Annotated in this window: 13 protein-coding genes and 3 pseudogenes; 12 read left to right on the top strand and 4 right to left on the bottom strand. The window is 69.3% G+C overall.

Annotation, left to right across the window (positions count from 1 at the left end):
• Window positions 1-142 precede the first annotated feature (142 nt).
• The gene (locus tag QFZ76_RS16555) at window positions 143-565 is read left to right on the top strand and encodes a transglycosylase SLT domain-containing protein (protein ID WP_307674466.1); all 423 of its coding nucleotides are present in this window, start codon (window positions 143-145) and stop codon (window positions 563-565) included.
• Window positions 566-676: 111 nt separating this feature from the next.
• Here the strand turns inward: QFZ76_RS16555 and QFZ76_RS16560 are convergent.
• Both QFZ76_RS16560 and QFZ76_RS16565 read right to left on the bottom strand, forming a co-directional pair.
• Window positions 677-853 (bottom strand): annotated as a pseudogene (locus tag QFZ76_RS16560) (pyridoxal-phosphate dependent enzyme); the annotation flags it as partial.
• A 321-nt stretch (window positions 854-1,174) separates the two neighbouring features.
• Entirely contained in the window at window positions 1,175-1,798 is a 624-nt protein-coding gene (locus QFZ76_RS16565) for a TetR/AcrR family transcriptional regulator (protein ID WP_307674467.1), read from the bottom strand.
• 204 nt (window positions 1,799-2,002) lie between these two features.
• On the opposite strand from QFZ76_RS16565, the gene QFZ76_RS16570 reads away from it, so the two are divergent.
• From QFZ76_RS16570 to QFZ76_RS16590, 5 genes and pseudogenes are all read left to right on the top strand, one after another.
• Window positions 2,003-2,818: an oxidoreductase gene (locus QFZ76_RS16570; protein WP_307674468.1), complete on the top strand. Its 816-nt coding sequence runs from the start codon at window positions 2,003-2,005 to the stop codon at window positions 2,816-2,818.
• Window positions 2,761-3,054, top strand: a pseudogene (locus QFZ76_RS16575) (VOC family protein); the annotation flags it as partial. The gene QFZ76_RS16570 and the pseudogene QFZ76_RS16575, both read left to right, overlap by 58 nt.
• A gap of 96 nt (window positions 3,055-3,150) precedes the next feature.
• Window positions 3,151-4,827 carry an FAD-dependent oxidoreductase gene (locus QFZ76_RS16580; protein ID WP_307674469.1) on the top strand — a complete coding sequence of 559 codons (1,677 nt, stop codon included), beginning with the start codon at window positions 3,151-3,153 and terminating at the stop codon, window positions 4,825-4,827.
• Window positions 4,828-4,838: 11 nt separating this feature from the next.
• Complete coding sequence (locus QFZ76_RS16585; protein ID WP_373464519.1) at window positions 4,839-6,308, top strand: ATP-binding protein; 1,470 nt, start codon at window positions 4,839-4,841, stop codon at window positions 6,306-6,308.
• Window positions 6,305-6,654, top strand: a pseudogene (locus QFZ76_RS16590) (UBP-type zinc finger domain-containing protein). The gene QFZ76_RS16585 and the pseudogene QFZ76_RS16590 overlap by 4 nt, the downstream one beginning before the upstream one ends.
• A gap of 300 nt (window positions 6,655-6,954) precedes the next feature.
• On the opposite strand, the gene QFZ76_RS16595 reads toward QFZ76_RS16590, so the two are convergent.
• Window positions 6,955-7,089, bottom strand: a complete 135-nt coding sequence (locus tag QFZ76_RS16595; RefSeq protein ID WP_307674471.1) for a hypothetical protein — start codon at window positions 7,087-7,089, stop codon at window positions 6,955-6,957.
• 52 nt (window positions 7,090-7,141) lie between these two features.
• Here QFZ76_RS16595 and QFZ76_RS16600 point away from each other — a divergent pair, with 52 nt between their 5' ends.
• From QFZ76_RS16600 to QFZ76_RS16625, 6 genes are all read left to right on the top strand, one after another.
• Window positions 7,142-7,534, top strand: coding sequence for a hypothetical protein (locus tag QFZ76_RS16600; RefSeq protein WP_307680388.1), 393 nt, complete (start codon window positions 7,142-7,144; stop codon window positions 7,532-7,534).
• Window positions 7,535-7,979: 445 nt separating this feature from the next.
• Window positions 7,980-8,915, top strand: coding sequence for an alpha/beta fold hydrolase (locus QFZ76_RS16605; protein WP_307674472.1), 936 nt, complete (start codon window positions 7,980-7,982; stop codon window positions 8,913-8,915).
• A 69-nt stretch (window positions 8,916-8,984) separates the two neighbouring features.
• Window positions 8,985-10,001 (top strand): NAD(P)/FAD-dependent oxidoreductase, encoded by a 1,017-nt coding sequence (locus QFZ76_RS16610; RefSeq protein ID WP_307680029.1) that lies wholly within the window; start codon window positions 8,985-8,987, stop codon window positions 9,999-10,001.
• A 112-nt stretch (window positions 10,002-10,113) separates the two neighbouring features.
• A complete protein-coding gene (locus QFZ76_RS16615) occupies window positions 10,114-11,613 on the top strand; it encodes an MFS transporter (RefSeq protein ID WP_307674473.1) in 1,500 nt (499 codons plus the stop codon).
• 142 nt (window positions 11,614-11,755) lie between these two features.
• Window positions 11,756-12,364, top strand: coding sequence for a hypothetical protein (locus tag QFZ76_RS16620; RefSeq protein WP_307674474.1), 609 nt, complete (start codon window positions 11,756-11,758; stop codon window positions 12,362-12,364).
• Between the two features lie 722 nt (window positions 12,365-13,086).
• On the top strand, window positions 13,087-13,920 hold the full coding sequence (locus QFZ76_RS16625; protein ID WP_307674475.1) for a hypothetical protein: 834 nt from the start codon (window positions 13,087-13,089) through the stop codon (window positions 13,918-13,920).
• A 78-nt stretch (window positions 13,921-13,998) separates the two neighbouring features.
• Here QFZ76_RS16625 and QFZ76_RS16630 read toward each other — a convergent pair whose 3' ends face one another.
• On the bottom strand, window positions 13,999-14,397 hold the full coding sequence (locus QFZ76_RS16630; protein WP_307674476.1) for an ATP-binding protein: 399 nt from the start codon (window positions 14,395-14,397) through the stop codon (window positions 13,999-14,001).
• Window positions 14,398-14,432: the final 35 nt, after the last annotated feature.

Raw genomic sequence — 14,432 nt, forward strand, 5'->3', positions numbered from 1 at the left:
CAGGGCGCGGGCCTGTTTCTCTGAAGGACGTCGCACGGCGCCGACGAGCCCTCAGGGCCGCGGCGCCGCGGCACGCCACCGCCCCCGCACCACGGGGTCACGGCACGCCACGACATCCCAGTCCCCGAAGAAAAGGTTCTCCGTGTCCGTCCCGCGCATCGTTCGTCGCATCGCTTCCCCGAAGAAGGCCCTCACCGCCGTAGCGCTGGCCGCCGCCACCACCGGCATGGCCCTGACCGCGGCCCCCGCCCAGGCGGCCACCACGGGCGCCTCGGCCACCGAGGCGAAGGCGATCGCGCACAAGCTGATCCCGGACACCGCTCAGTACAACGCCTTCAGCAAGATCGTCGAGCACGAGAGCGGCTGGGACGTCGACGCCACGAACGCCTCCTCCGGCGCCTACGGCCTGGTCCAGGCCCTCCCCGGCGCCAAGATGGCCTCCGCCGGCTCCGACTGGAAGACCAACGCCGAGACCCAGATCGAGTGGGGCCTCGACTACATGAACGACCGCTACGGCAGCCCGACCGGCGCCTGGTCGTTCTGGCAGGCCAACGGCTGGTACTGATCGCTCCGCTGATCCCAGCCCCTCTTACGCGAAGGCGGCGGCCCCCGATCCCCGGGGCCGCCGCCTTCGCCATGTCCGCCCGCTCACCCAGGCCGAGGCCGCCGAGTTTCCGAGGACGGCCGGGACGGGACGCCGGCCGGCGACGCCGTCAGCGATGGTGTCGGTCGAGTCGGTGGTGACGACGCGCCGCCCGCGCCACGAGCGTGTCAGCGCCGGTGCGCCCAGCGGCTGGACACAGATCACCTCGATACCGGGAGCCAAGGCCTTCACCACACGACCCACACCGGTGTTCCGGGTCGGCCGCCTGGATGGACGGCAGCGTGGTGCTGCTGTCCCACACGCCGATCTGGACGGCACCCTCGACGATCTCCAGCCCTGATCAGACGGTCGGCAAGCTGGTCCTGGCCCTCATTTTGGGCAGCAGCATCCATGGAACCGCCTCACGTCCGAAGCACCGAGCAGTGCCCACCCCGCATACCCCCGGAACACCACAGCACGCGCCAACACACGAGGTCACGGCGGCGCGTAAACCTACGGGCCGTGCCTCCGCAGCGTCGAAGTGGGCCGACCGCATCAGATGCCTGGGCAACGAGGTCGGCCGTGCCCTTGTCAGTGGTGGCGCGGGCGGGGCAGCAAGGCGAACGCGCTCTCCGCGATCGAGGTCAGGCGGTCGGGACTGTGGCCGTACGCGCCCACGACATCGCACCCGCGGATGACGGTCAGCAGAAGGTATGCAAGGTCGTCGGGGTCCGCGTCGGGGTCGATGTCGCCGTTGCGCTGCGCCGCTCGCACGCACTCGGCCACCGCCGTCCGGACCACGGAGAAGCAGTCGTTGGCCAGGCGTTGCACCTCGGGGTCGGAGGCGCCGATCTCCAGGGCCATCTTGGCGGCGAAGCAGGCCGCCGCCGCCCGGTCGGGGGCGGGGGGTACGTCGGCGGCGAGTGGCACTCCGTGGACGGCGCGGAGCAAGTACGCGTGCAGTCGTTCCAGGGCGCCCTCGTCCGGTCCGGCGAGCATGTTCCGCGGACCTTGCCCCAGCCGGGCGAAGTAGCCGGCCATCGCCTGCAGCAGCACGCCGTGCTTGCCGTCGAACGCGGCGTAGAGGCTGCCGCGGCCCAGGCCGGTGGCGGCGCTGATGTCGTCGACGCTCGTGCCGTTGTAGCCCGAGGTGCGGAACTGCCGCTCGGCGGCATGGAGGACGTGGTCGGGGTCGAAGCTTCGTGGTCTCGCCATATACCGAAGGTAAAGCCAACCCACCCTTCTTGACAACTCAGTACAGAACCATCTAGGTTTCCGACTGTTCAGTCCACAACCGTCCTGAGCTCACCGGACCGGCCTGGTCCGGGCTTGCAGGACCGGTGCGGACCGTGTCGACCTGAGCACAGGCGACCCCGCACAGCGCACGACGAAGTCATGGCCACAACCGAAGGAACCGACATGCAGACAGCTTCCCCAGTGGCCCTCGTGACGGGCGCTTCCTCCGGGATCGGGCGGGCGGCGGCGCTCGCTCTCGTGGGTGCCGGCTTCGCGGTGGTCGGCACGAGCCGCAACGCGGCGAAGGCCGAGCCGCTCGCCGGGGTGACGTTCCTCGATCTCGACGTGGCCAGCGACGAATCGGTCCGCTCCCTGGTCGAGGAGGTGATCGAGCGGTTCGGCCGGATCGACGTCCTGGTCAACAACGCAGGTGTGGGTGCGGTCGGCGCCGGCGAGGAGAGCTCGATCAACCAGGCCAAGGAGGTCTTCGACATCAATGTCTTCGGTCTGATTCGGATGACAAACGCAGTGCTGCCCCAGATGCGCGCCCAGGGCAGTGGCCGCGTGGTCAACGTCTCCTCGATGCTCGGTCGGATCCCAGCGCCCTTCATGGCCGTCTACGCCGCCACCAAGCATGCGGTCGAGGGCTACGCGGAGTCCGTCGATCACGAGCTTCGCGAGCACGGCGTCCGGATGCTGCTGGTCGAGCCGACCTACACACGCACGAGTTTCGAGGCGAGCAGCATGGCACCCGACTCGCCCCTGCCGATCTACGCCGCACAGCGGGAGGTCTCCCGAGACGTGCTGGCCACGGCCTTGCGCAACGCCGACCACCCGGACGTTGTCGCGAAGGTGATCGTCGCGGCCGCCACCGATTCCAAGCCCAAGCTCCGGTACACCGCCGGCTCGTTGGCCGCACGCGTCAGCCTCCTGCGCCGGATCGTGCCCTCGCGCGCCTTCGACAGACAAATCCGCAAGCTCAACCGGCTGGCCGGCTGACCCCGCAGTACACCCGGCGCCCGAGGAGACGCACATGTCCGAACCAGAGACACCGAAGCCGCTCGCGGCGAGACCGCCGGGATGGGCGGCGCGGGGCCGACCGGCAGGCCGAGGTCGACCGGCTGCCGGCCCTCGGGGCGTGGCACGCGGACATCGGCCAGGGAGAGCAGTCCTGGACCACACTGGTGGACCCGGAGGGCAACGAGTTCTGGGTGCTCGGCTCGCGGCGGAGCTGACCGGAGCGAAGCAGGGCGACGAACATACGATGGCTGAAAGGCGGCGCGGCACCGAGCCGGCGCCGACCGTAATCCGATCACTCGGGGTGTAGACGTATGGCACAGGCCGCAGACGCTGCGCGGACCGTCATCATGACCGTGGACGACGATCCCGGGGTGTCCCGGGCCGTCGCCCGTGACCTGCGGCGGCGCTACGGCAAGTCGTACCGGATCGTGCGCGCGGAGTCCGGCGAGTCCGCGCTGGACGCGCTGCGGGAGCTGAAGCTGCGCGGTGATCTGGTCGCGGTGATCCTGGCCGACTACCGGATGCCCCAGATGAACGGCATCGAGTTCCTCGAACAGGCCATGGACGTCTATCCGGGCGCCCGCCGCGTGCTGCTGACCGCGTACGCGGACACGAACGCGGCGATCGACGCGATCAACGTCGTCGACCTCGACCACTACCTCCTCAAACCCTGGGACCCGCCGGAGGAGAAGCTCTACCCGGTGCTCGACGACCTCCTGGAGGCGTGGCGGTGCAGTGACTTCCGGCCGGTGCCGAGCACCAAGGTCGTCGGCCACCGGTGGTCGGCCCGCTCGTCGGATGTACGGGAGTTCCTGGCCCGCAACCAGGTGCCGTACCGCTGGTACTCCACCGAGGAGCCCGAGGGGCAGCGGCTCCTCGCGGCCTGCGGTCAGGACGGGCAGCGGCTGCCGGTCGTGATCACGGCGGACGGTACGGCGCTCGTCGAGCCGGAGGTGCTCGAACTGGCCGCGCACGTGGGACTGGCGACGACACCCACCGCTGACTTCTACGACCTCGTCGTCATCGGCGGCGGTCCGGCCGGGCTGGGCGCGGCGGTGTACGGGGCCTCGGAGGGCCTGCGTACGGTGCTCGTGGAGCGGTCGGCGACCGGCGGGCAGGCCGGGCAGAGTTCGCGGATCGAGAACTATCTGGGCTTCCCGGACGGGGTGTCCGGCGGCCAGCTCACCGACCGGGCGCGACGCCAGGCCACGAAGTTCGGCGCCGAGATCCTCACCGCCCGTGAGGTGACCGGTCTGGAGAGCAGCGGGGCGGCGCGGCTCGTACGGTTCGCGGACGGGTCGGCGATCGCGGCGCACAGTGTGATCCTGGCGACCGGTGTGTCCTACCGGCAGCTGGAGGCGCCGGGTGCCGACGAGCTGTCGGGCCGTGGGGTGTTCTACGGGTCCGCGCTCACCGAGGCCGCCGCCTGCCAGGGCCACGACGTGTACATCGTCGGCGGCGCCAACTCGGCCGGGCAGGCGGCGATGTACCTTTCCAGGGGCGCCAAGTCGGTCACCCTGCTGGTGCGCGGAGCGGACCTCACCGCGTCGATGTCGCACTATCTGATCCAGCAGATCGCCGAGTCGCCGAACATCTCGGTGCGGGCCCACACGGTCGTCGAGGCCGCGCACGGCGACAACTACCTGGAACAGCTGACGTTGCGCGACACGACGAGCGGGCAGACCGAACGGGTCGACGCGCAGTGGATGTTCGTGTTCATCGGCGCGGCCCCGCTGACCGGCTGGCTGGAGGGTGCGGTGTTGCGGGACGAGCGCGGGTTCATCCTGGCCGGGCCCGATCTGACCGCCGACGGGCGGCCACCGGCCAACTGGGAGCTGGACCGGCCGCCGTACCACCTGGAGACCAACATCCCCGGCGTGTTCGTCGCCGGGGACGCGCGCGCGGAGTCCGCCAAGCGGGTCGCGTCCGCCGTCGGAGAGGGAGCCATGGCCGTGATGCTCGTACACCGGTATCTGGAGCAGTCGTGAGCGGGCGGCTGATGCCGTGCAGCGCGGCGGAGATCAGCTCGCTGTTCCTCTTCGAGAAGCTGAACTCCGAGCAGCTCGGCAGGCTGTGCAGCGAGGGACGGATCGAACTGTTCGACCCCGGGCCGGTGTTCACCGAAGGTGACCCGGCGACCGACTTCTACGTGATGATCGAGGGCACGCTCGTCATGTCCCGCCGGGTGGGCAGCGACGACATCGAGGTGAGCCGCACGTCCCAGCCAGGGGTGTACGCGGGGGCCGTGATGGCGTACCTCTGGGACGGAAAACCGCAGCGGTACATGAACTCGTTGCGGGTGTCGGAGCCGACGCGGTTCTTCGTCCTGCCCGCCGAATCGTTCGCGAACTTCATCCACGAGTGGTTTCCGATGGCGGTCCATCTCCTGGAGGGGCTCACCCTCGGTTCGCAGACCTTTCAGCGGGCCGTCGGGCAGCGCGAACGGCTGCTGGCGCTGGGCTCTTTGTCCGCGGGTCTCACCCATGAGCTCAACAACCCGGCCGCGGCGGCCGTACGGGCCACCTCGTCGCTCAGGGACCGGGTCGCCCACATGCGCAACACGCTCGGCGTCATCGCCTCGGGCCCCCACCACGGCGACGCCCTGAAGGCCCTGGTCGACCTCCAGGAGCGTACGGCCGAGCGGGTCTCCAAGGCGCCGGCACTGAGGCCGCTCGAAGCGTCCGACCGGGAGGACGAACTCGCCGACTGGCTCGACGACCACGGTGTCCAGAACGGCTGGCAGATCGCGCCGACCTTCGTGCAGGGCGGTCTCGACGTCGACTGGCTGGAGCAGATCGCGGCGGCCGTCGACGAGCCGGGAATCCTGCAGAGTGCCATCGAGTGCCTCAACTACACGGTCGAGGCCGAGCTGTTGATGTCCGAGATCGAGGACTCCACCACCCGTATCTCGCACCTCGTCGACGCCGCCAAGCAGTACTCGCAGCTGGACCGCGCGCCCTACCAGGTCGCCGATGTGCACGAACTCCTCGACAGCACGCTGCTGATGCTGTCGGGCAAGATCGGTCCACAGGTCAAGGTCGTGAAGGAGTACGACCGTTCGGTGCCGAGGATTCCGGCCTACTCGGCCGAACTGAACCAGGTGTGGACCAACCTGATCGACAACGCGGTCTCCGCCATCAAGGGCGCGGGCGGCGAAGGGACGTTGACCGTACGCACCGCTCTGGTGCACGACCGGCTGCTGGTGGAGTTCCGCGACACGGGCCCGGGAGTGCCGGCCGAGATCCGAGGCCGGATCTTCGACCCGTTCTTCACCACCAAGCCGGTGGGCGAGGGCACCGGGCTGGGGCTCGACATCTCCTGGCGGATCGTTGTCAACAAGCACCACGGTGACCTGAAAGTCGAGTCCGTACCCGGCGACACCCGCTTCCAGGTGCTGCTCCCTCTCACCGCCACCGACCCTGACGCCGGGCCCGATGCCGTCCCCGACCCGGCCCGGGAGCCCTCATGACCAAGGACACCGGCATCGACCCCAGCGTCCCGCCCAGCGGTGCCGGCTGCGTCGAGTGCGACGCCGACGGCGGCTGGTGGTTCCATCTGCGGCGCTGCGCCCAGTGCGGTCACATCGGCTGCTGCGACGACTCACCCGCCAAGCACGCCACCGGCCACTTCCGGGCCACCGGCCATCCGGTGATCCGCAGTTACGAGCCGGCGAGGCCTGGTTCTGGAACTTCGAGACGTCCGAGCTCTACGATTCCGGTCCGGCCCTGGCTCCCCCGGCCGCCCACCCTGCCGACCAGCCCGTGCCGGGACCGGCGGGGCGCGTGCCGGCGAACTGGGCGGACACGCTGCGCTGAGCCTGGCCGACCAGGGCTGTCAGTGGTGGATGTCAGGATTCATCTGTGCCGCAGAACCTGTTCGGCACTCCACTCATCGGCCGATCGCGATGCCCTCCTGCAGCTCCACGGTGCCGACGACGGCTGCCTCCTCCACCCCGCAGGTCGACGACCGACATGATGGGCGGCGCGGGGCGGACTCTGACATGGCGTTGTTGCGGACGGCGGGATGGGGCGGATCTCTGCCCCGTGACCAGCGATGCAACCGTCAACCCGGTCGGTCAGAACCGTCAGGTGAACGGTGCTCGTCGATGAAGGCGATCACCAGCCGTTGCGGGGGTCGGGCTCCCCGACGAAGAAAGTTGTGGCCGCCTTCAGGATCGCCACGTCCTCACGCAGCCGGCGGATCTCCTCGTTCTCCTCGATCGTGACCCCGGGCGCCTCGCCGACGTTCAATCTCGGCCTGGGCGCCCCAGCGCCATAACGACTTCTGCCTATCCCGACCTGCTTGGACACCGTCAGCACCGCCGCGGTATCTGGTCGGGTACTGGGCACGGTGCTACAGCATCAGCCGGACGGCTCGGGCCCTCAGCTCGGGATCCACCTTCTTCGGCATGACATGCATCCTTCCAACTCAAGAAGATGCGGCATCAAACCGGCCCCTACCTGGTCCACGCTGAGTCTCGATCACAGCGTGGCAGCGCGGTCTTCTGCTGTTCGCCTCGGCGAGGACTTCGCCGGCATCTACGGGCCCGAAACCATCGAGCGGTTCGGGCTGTTGCTCGGCGGCATGCTCACCGAATGGGCCTCGTGGCGCTGGGTGATGTACGTGAACGTCGCCTTCGCGGCCCCTGCCCTGATCGGTGCCTTGCTGCTGCTGGCCAAGCCCGTGATCACCTAGAAGCCCAAACTCGGCATTCCGGGCATCGCCGTGGTGAGCGAGGGTCGACCTGCCGCACTTGACAACTCAGTACAGAACCGCCTAGGTTTCTGACTGTTCAGTACACAACCATCCTGAGCTCACCAAACAGGCTGCGTGCACGCCTGGCGCGATCGAGGGCAACCCATGCCATTGAACTCCTCCGCGCCGCCCGGCGTTGCGACGCCTTCCAGGCCGGCGAGGCCCGGTCTGATCCTCACGGTCCTGGCGACGGCGAGCTTCATCGCCGTACTGGATCTGCACATCACGAACGTCCCAAGCGAACCCGGAGCCGGACTCTCCCCTCGGTGAACAGCCACCTCGTGACCGCTCACCGGCACCGACCCCGGCTTCAGACAGCCGTACTTGCACTTGGTCCGGGCTTGCCGGACCGCGACGCCGCGAAGGCGGCTTGGAGGTTGAACTCATGACACAGATGACCCAGCGACCGCCCTTTGGCGAGGACTCCCCGGCCAGGGGGTCCCAGGCGACCGACCGCGTCCGTCATCGCACGGTTCAGGCAGGCGGACTGGAGGTCCCGATCCTTGAGGCCGGCAGCGGGCCGCTCGTTGTGTGCCTCCACGGGTTTCCCGACCATGCCGCCAGCTGGACAGGAATCCTCGACCGCCTTGCGCAGGAAGGCTACTGGGCGGTCGCGCCCGCACAGCGCGGATACTGGCCCGGCGGCGCGGCCCCCGACGGCTCCTACCGCATTGCCACGACCGGCCAGGACGTCCTCGCCCTCATCGAAGCCCTCGGGCGCGAGCAGGCGGATCTCATCGGCCACGACTTCGGCGCCGCGGCGGCGTACGCGGCTACGAGCCTCGACCCGAGACGTGTCCGCAAGCTTGTCACCATGGCGGGTCCCCCTGGCCGTCAACTGCTGAACGCATTGGTCACCAACGGCGACCAGCAGCGACTCAGCTGGTACATGTTCTTCTTCCAGACAGCCATGGCCGAGGCGGCCATCGAGCTCGACGACTTCGCCTTCATCGACCGGCTCTGGCGGGAATGGTCACCCGGCTACGAGCTGCCGGACGCGGAGCGTGCCGCGCTCAAGGAAACCCTGGGTGCTCCAGGAGTCCTGACCGAGATCCTGGGCTACTACCGCCAGTTGTTCACGCCCCCCGCGGACGAGGCGACCCAAGCCCTGCAAGCCCGGGTCTTCGGCGCCCTCACCGTCCCCTCGCTCTACCTCCACGGGGCCGACGACAACTGCATGTCCGTGGAGTTGAGCGACGGCATGGACGACCTGTACACGAACGGCCTCGAGCGCGTCGTCGTACCCGGCGCAGGGCACTTCCTGCACCTGGAACAGCCCAAGACGGTCGCCGACCACATCGTGGGCTTCCTGAACAGCTGACCCCCCCTCCAACCACCCAGAACTCGAAGGGTTGACCCAACCATGACTGACAAGGAAAGCCAGGAGGCCATGGCTGTGGCGACTCCTTTGTACGCGAGCGACGCACTGGCCGAGGGGACCGTCGACGCGGTGGTGATCGGCGGGGGCGCCGCGGGGCTGAATGGCGCACTGATCCTCGCCCGCTCCCGCCGCTCGGTCGTCGTGATCGACAGCGGCTCCCCGCGCAACGCGCCCGCGAAGGCCGTGCACGGTCTCCTCGCCCTGGACGGCACCCCGCCGCCCGAGATCCTTCGACGGGGCCGGGAGCAGGTGCGCCAGTACGGCGGACGCGTGGTGCTCGGCGAGGTGGTCTCGGCCGAGTCCACCGCCCCGTCGGCGGACGGGGACCTGCGGTTCACCGTCACCCTGGCCGACGGCCGCAGCATCACCGCCCGCCGCATCCTGGTGGCCACCGGCCTCACGGATGTGCTGCCACAGGTGCCCGGACTCGCCGAGCACTGGGGACACAGTGTGGTGCACTGCCCGTACTGCCACGGCTGGGAGGTGCGCGACGAGCCCATCGGCGTCCTCGCCACCGGCCCGGCCTCCCTCGGCCACGCGTATCTGTTCCGTCAACTGACCGACGACCTGACCTACTTCACCCGCGGCACCGACCTGGACGAGGACAGCCGCGCCCGCTTCGCCGCCCGCGGCATCCGCGTCATCGACACCCCGGTCACCGAGGTCGTCAACGACGAGGACGGTGCCCTCGCCGGGGTGCGCCTGGCCGACGGCCAGGTCGTGGCCCGCCGCGTCCTCGCGGTCGCCTCGCCGATGCAGGCCCGCACCCAGGGCCTGGAAGGCCTGGGCCTGCCGGTGCAGGACCTGCCGACGGGCCGCGGCTTCGCCTCCGGCACGGCCGGCACCACCGAGGTGCCGGGTGTGTGGGTGGCCGGCAACGCCACCGATCTGGTCGCCCAGGTCGGGGCCTCCGCAGCGGCCGGCGCACTGGCCGGCGCCGACATCAACAGGATGCTGGCCACTGCGGACACCGACGCGGCCCTCCAGGCGATCGCCGAGGAAAGCCCCAAAGCGACCACACGATGATCTCGAAGCCCTGAGATCTCAGCCCGTCACCCACTCACCTCACCTTCACCGGTGAGGAAACCCATCAGTTTCCAGACGGCTTTCAGCCATGTCCAGCAAGCAAGGGAAAAAAATGAGTACCAGCATCGACCGCGGGGCGCCCGCCTCCGGAAAGAAAGACTCGGGCCTTCGCGGCTCACATGCCGTGCGCTGGTGGGTGCTGGCCGTCATAGGCATGGCACAGCTCATGGTCATGCTCGATGCGACCGTCGTGAACATCGCGCTGCCCGAGGCGCAGCAAGACCTCGGCTTCAGCGACGGCAGCCGGCAGTGGGTCATCACGGGTTACGCCCTGGCGTTCGGCAGCCTGCTGCTGCTCGGCGGCCGACTCGGTGACCTGTTGGGCCGACGTACCCTCTTCGTGATCGGCCTGGCAGGTTTCGGGGCCGCGTCCGTCGTCGGCGGCTCGGCCGGCAGCTTCGAGATCTTCGTCGCGGCACGTGTGGCCCAGGGCCTCTTCGCCGCAGTACTCGCGCCCGCGGCACTCTCACTGCTCAGTGTGACCTTCACCGAACCGTCTGAAAGGGCGAAGGCCTTCGGTATCTTCAGTGCGTTGGGCGGTGCGGGCGGCGCGATCGGGCTGCTGCTCGGCGGCATGCTCACCGAATGGGCGTCGTGGCGCTGGGTGATGTACGTGAACGTCGCCTTCGCGGCCCCCGCCCTGATCGGTGCCTTGCTGCTGCTGGCCAAGCCCGTGATCACCAAGAAGCCCAAACTCGATATTCCGGGCATCTTCGTGGTGAGCGCCGCGCTGTTCGCCGTCGTCTACGGGTTCGCGCACGTCGAGTCCACCAGCTGGACCAACCCGGTCGCACTCGGCTCCATGATCGTCGGCGTGGTGCTGCTCGCGGTGTTCGTCTGGCTGCAGTCCAGGGTCGCGCATCCGCTGCTGCCGCTGCGCGTCGTGCTGGACCGGACCCGCGGTGGTTCGTTCATGGCGGTGTTCGTCCTGGGCATGGGGATGTTCTCGATCTTCCTGTTCCTGACCTACTACTTCGCGGCCAGCCTCGGCTACTCGCCGATCAAGACCGGTCTGGCGTTCCTGCCGATGGTCGCGGCCGTCGTCGCTTCGTCGACCACGATGCCTTCGCTGGTGCTGCCCAGGGTCGGCCCGAAGATCGTCGTCAGCGCCGGCTTCCTGGTCGCCGCAGCCGGTATGGCCCTGCTGACCCGGCTCGAACTGGACAGCACCTACGCCGCCCACATCATGCCCGGCCTGATCCTGCTGGGCCTCGGCATCGGCGCGGTGATGACCACCGCGTTCCAGGGGGCGACCTCAGGCCTGCGCCACGAGGACACGGGCGTCGCCTCGGCGCTGATCAACACCGGTCAGCAGGTGGGCGGCTCGATCAGTACGGCGCTACTGACCACCGTCGCCTCGTCGGCCGCGACCGACTACCTGACTTCGCACAAGCCCGGCGCGCTGGCCGCGGCGCAGGCCGGGGTCGAGGGCTACACGGCCACCCTGGCGTGGGGCTCCGGGTTCTTCGTGGTCGGTGCGGTGATCGCGGCGTTCCTGGTTCCCAATCGGGCTCTGGAGCCGTCCGAGGGCGAGCCCGTGATGGCCCACTGAGCCTGGATCCACCCTGGAGATGCCCTGCTACCTGCGATGACTGTTGTTCTCAGGACACGAATCAGCGCAGGAAAGCAGGGCATCCCCAGGGTTCCACCGCGACCGTCTCGCCCTGCGCATTCACGACGGGGCGTTCTCCGCGATGGACCTCACCGCCCGCCACCCGCGCACCGGAGAACTGCTGTCCACGGTGCAGTTCATGGTGCAGACCCTCGCCGCCGCCGGCGACCTCCAACGCGACCTGACCTACGACGGACTGCGGGCCGCCGAGGCCAAGGGCAACAAGGGCGGGCGCCGCCCCGCCATCGCGGCCGACAAGACCGACGCCGTGCGCACCGCGTACCTGGAAGGCCGGTCCATCGCCGCCCTCGCCCGCGACCACGACGTCAGCCGCGGCGCTGTCCGCACCGCCGTCGCCGACCTCCTGCCCCAGTACACGGCCGCCGACCCGGGCACCCCAGCCCCGGAGCTGCCGGTCACCCTCGGCATGCCGGGCAAGGTCGCCGACTTCCTCCGTGCCGCCGACCTGGACGACGTCGAGCGGGCCGCGCTCGACCAGGGCGTGACCGTACGACGCGGCCAGGGCTACACCCTGCGCGTCAGCGCCCCCCACACGGTCCACCGCCAGTTCCTCGACCACTGCCAGCCCCTCGACGGCGCCCAGGGCGCCCCGGGAATCCCGGCGCAGCGCAAGGCCCGCCGCGAGTACGAGAACCGTGTCAACGCTCTCGTGGCCGGCACCCTGCGCTGAGCGCGATCCTGGAGGTATGGCCCGCCGTCGGTACTGCTACGTCTGCGGCGCCGTGCTCCCGAAGAACGCGACACGGCGGCGCCTGTACTGCGGTCCGGCCTGCCGAGTCCAGGCGTACCGAGACCGGCAGGTCACCGAGCGGCTCGGAGCGCTTGGCCGACTGTTCCTGAAGGCCGTGGCCACCGACGACAAGCGCCTGCTGCGGCGGCTGACATGCCCCGTGTGCGGACGCATGACCTACTCGGCCGGGTCCCGCCGCCGGGACGCAAGGTACTGTTCCGCGCGCTGCCGAGACCGCGCATACCGCCGTCGTCACCGCCAGTACGGTGACGTCAAGGCATCGGGACAACGAGCTGTACCGGCGGGTATGACGCACTGACGTCACGCAACGTCCATCTGTGCGCGAAGTCCTCCCAGGTCAGCGCTAGCGCCGAGAGCCTACCGATGCTCGATTGACGGTGGAAGCAACAGCTCGCAATAGGCGAGAGAAGAGGTGGTCGGCATATGTCCGAACGCGCGATCTACCCGCGCCAGTCGGCGCGCCGGGTCGCGGCTGTCCACCACCGATGTGTTGCTGTGTCACGGCTGTGTGACAGCGTTGTCCTGCTGCGATGACGGGTGTGACCTGCGGGCCTGGCGGGCCGTCATACAGGTCACGTGGCGGGGAACGGCGAAAGCGTCGTCGGCCCCGCCAACTCCCCACAGCCGAAGGGTTTCCCGTGATGAACCGCCACCTGCGCAAGGCCACTGTCGTCGCTGCCGCGATCACCGCCGGCCTGTTGATGACCGCGTGCCAGAACGACTCCGCGACCAGCGGCGGCTCATCTTCCGGCAAGGGAACCAAGGACGCGGCCGCGGCCGCCGTCGCGGACTCGTCGGCGGCCACCAAGGCTCCCAGCGGCTCGAAGGGTTCCGTGTCCAAGGGTGTCAGCGGGACGTTAAGCAACGGCACGGTCACCTACCTCGCGCCGGGCAAGTACATCGTGTCCGTGCCGGGCAAGGACGACCAGCAGTTCTTCGTCGCCGAGGACACCGAGGTCTACGGCGTGGGCACGATATGCGGGGACGCGCAGTCGAAGGTGGACGCGCCGTGCACGCTGGACGAGTTGGAGACGGCCACCAAGAAGGGTGCCGTCAACGCCGATGTGCGGATGAAGGACGGAGTCGCCACGCTGGTCTCCGAGCGGCGTGCCGCCCAGTCCGAGGACGGCACCGGGTCCGACACGGACGCCGGCTCCGGCTCCCGTGACACGGCCGTCGAGGGCATCAACAAGGGCAAGGGCGTCAACGGAACCTGGCACGGCACCGTCTCCTACCTGGCGCCGGGCAAGTACACCGTCACCGAGGAGCACGGCGTCCCGCAGCAGTTCTTCGTCTCCGAGGACACCGACATCTGGGGCTACGGCCAGGTCTGCGGAGGCCCGGGGGTGGGCGAAGGCCAGCAGGGCGGCACCCAGTGCACGGAAGCCGAACTGGAGAGTGCCGCCAAGAAGGGCTTCCCCGCTGAAGTGAAGATCGCCAATGGCATAGCGACCACGCTCAACGACACGCCGTAACCCGCGCTGTCCCGGCGGCGGCCGACGCCGGAACGGGTCCGGTCTCCCCGGGTGAGGGCCCGCGGGGAGGCCGGACCCTCAGCCCTCACCCGCGCCGCACTCGAACCACACCGTCTTGCCGCCTTCCGATCTCGGTCCCACACCCCACTTGTCGACGATCGCGTCCAGGAGCACCAGCCCTCGGCCGCCCTCCGCTTCGACGGACAACTGAGGCCGGGTGTACGGCAGCTCGGGCACACCGTCCGCCACCTCCACCCGCACCGCTCCCGCCAGCCGCAGCACCAGCACCGCACACCGCCGGTCCGGAACATGCCGTACGACATTGGTGACCAGCTCCGTCACGCCCAGCTCCACGACGTCGGACAGCTCCGGCAGCTCCCACTCGTCCAGCAGCGAGCGGACGATGCGGCGGATGTGACGGGCGGAGTGTTCGCCTGCGGTGAGGGTCAGGCGGTACTGGGGAATGTATGCGTTCACAGGACGAGAGTGACCTGGCGTGACTACCCTGGGCT

The sequence above is a fragment of the Streptomyces sp. V4I2 genome (assembly GCF_030817655.1).
GTDB lineage: Bacteria > Actinomycetota > Actinomycetes > Streptomycetales > Streptomycetaceae > Streptomyces > Streptomyces plumbiresistens.

Coding starts and splice junctions, on each gene's coding strand:
- QFZ76_RS16580 (WP_307674469.1), top strand. CDS start 3,151: ATGGCACAGGCCGCAGACGCTGCGCGGACCGTCATCATGACCGTGGAC.
- QFZ76_RS16565 (WP_307674467.1), bottom strand. CDS start 1,798: ATGGCGAGACCACGAAGCTTCGACCCCGACCACGTCCTCCATGCCGCC.
- QFZ76_RS16625 (WP_307674475.1), top strand. CDS start 13,087: ATGAACCGCCACCTGCGCAAGGCCACTGTCGTCGCTGCCGCGATCACC.
- QFZ76_RS16585 (WP_373464519.1), top strand. CDS start 4,839: ATGCCGTGCAGCGCGGCGGAGATCAGCTCGCTGTTCCTCTTCGAGAAG.
- QFZ76_RS16605 (WP_307674472.1), top strand. CDS start 7,980: ATGACACAGATGACCCAGCGACCGCCCTTTGGCGAGGACTCCCCGGCC.
- QFZ76_RS16570 (WP_307674468.1), top strand. CDS start 2,003: ATGCAGACAGCTTCCCCAGTGGCCCTCGTGACGGGCGCTTCCTCCGGG.
- QFZ76_RS16615 (WP_307674473.1), top strand. CDS start 10,114: ATGAGTACCAGCATCGACCGCGGGGCGCCCGCCTCCGGAAAGAAAGAC.
- QFZ76_RS16620 (WP_307674474.1), top strand. CDS start 11,756: ATGGACCTCACCGCCCGCCACCCGCGCACCGGAGAACTGCTGTCCACG.
- QFZ76_RS16610 (WP_307680029.1), top strand. CDS start 8,985: ATGGCTGTGGCGACTCCTTTGTACGCGAGCGACGCACTGGCCGAGGGG.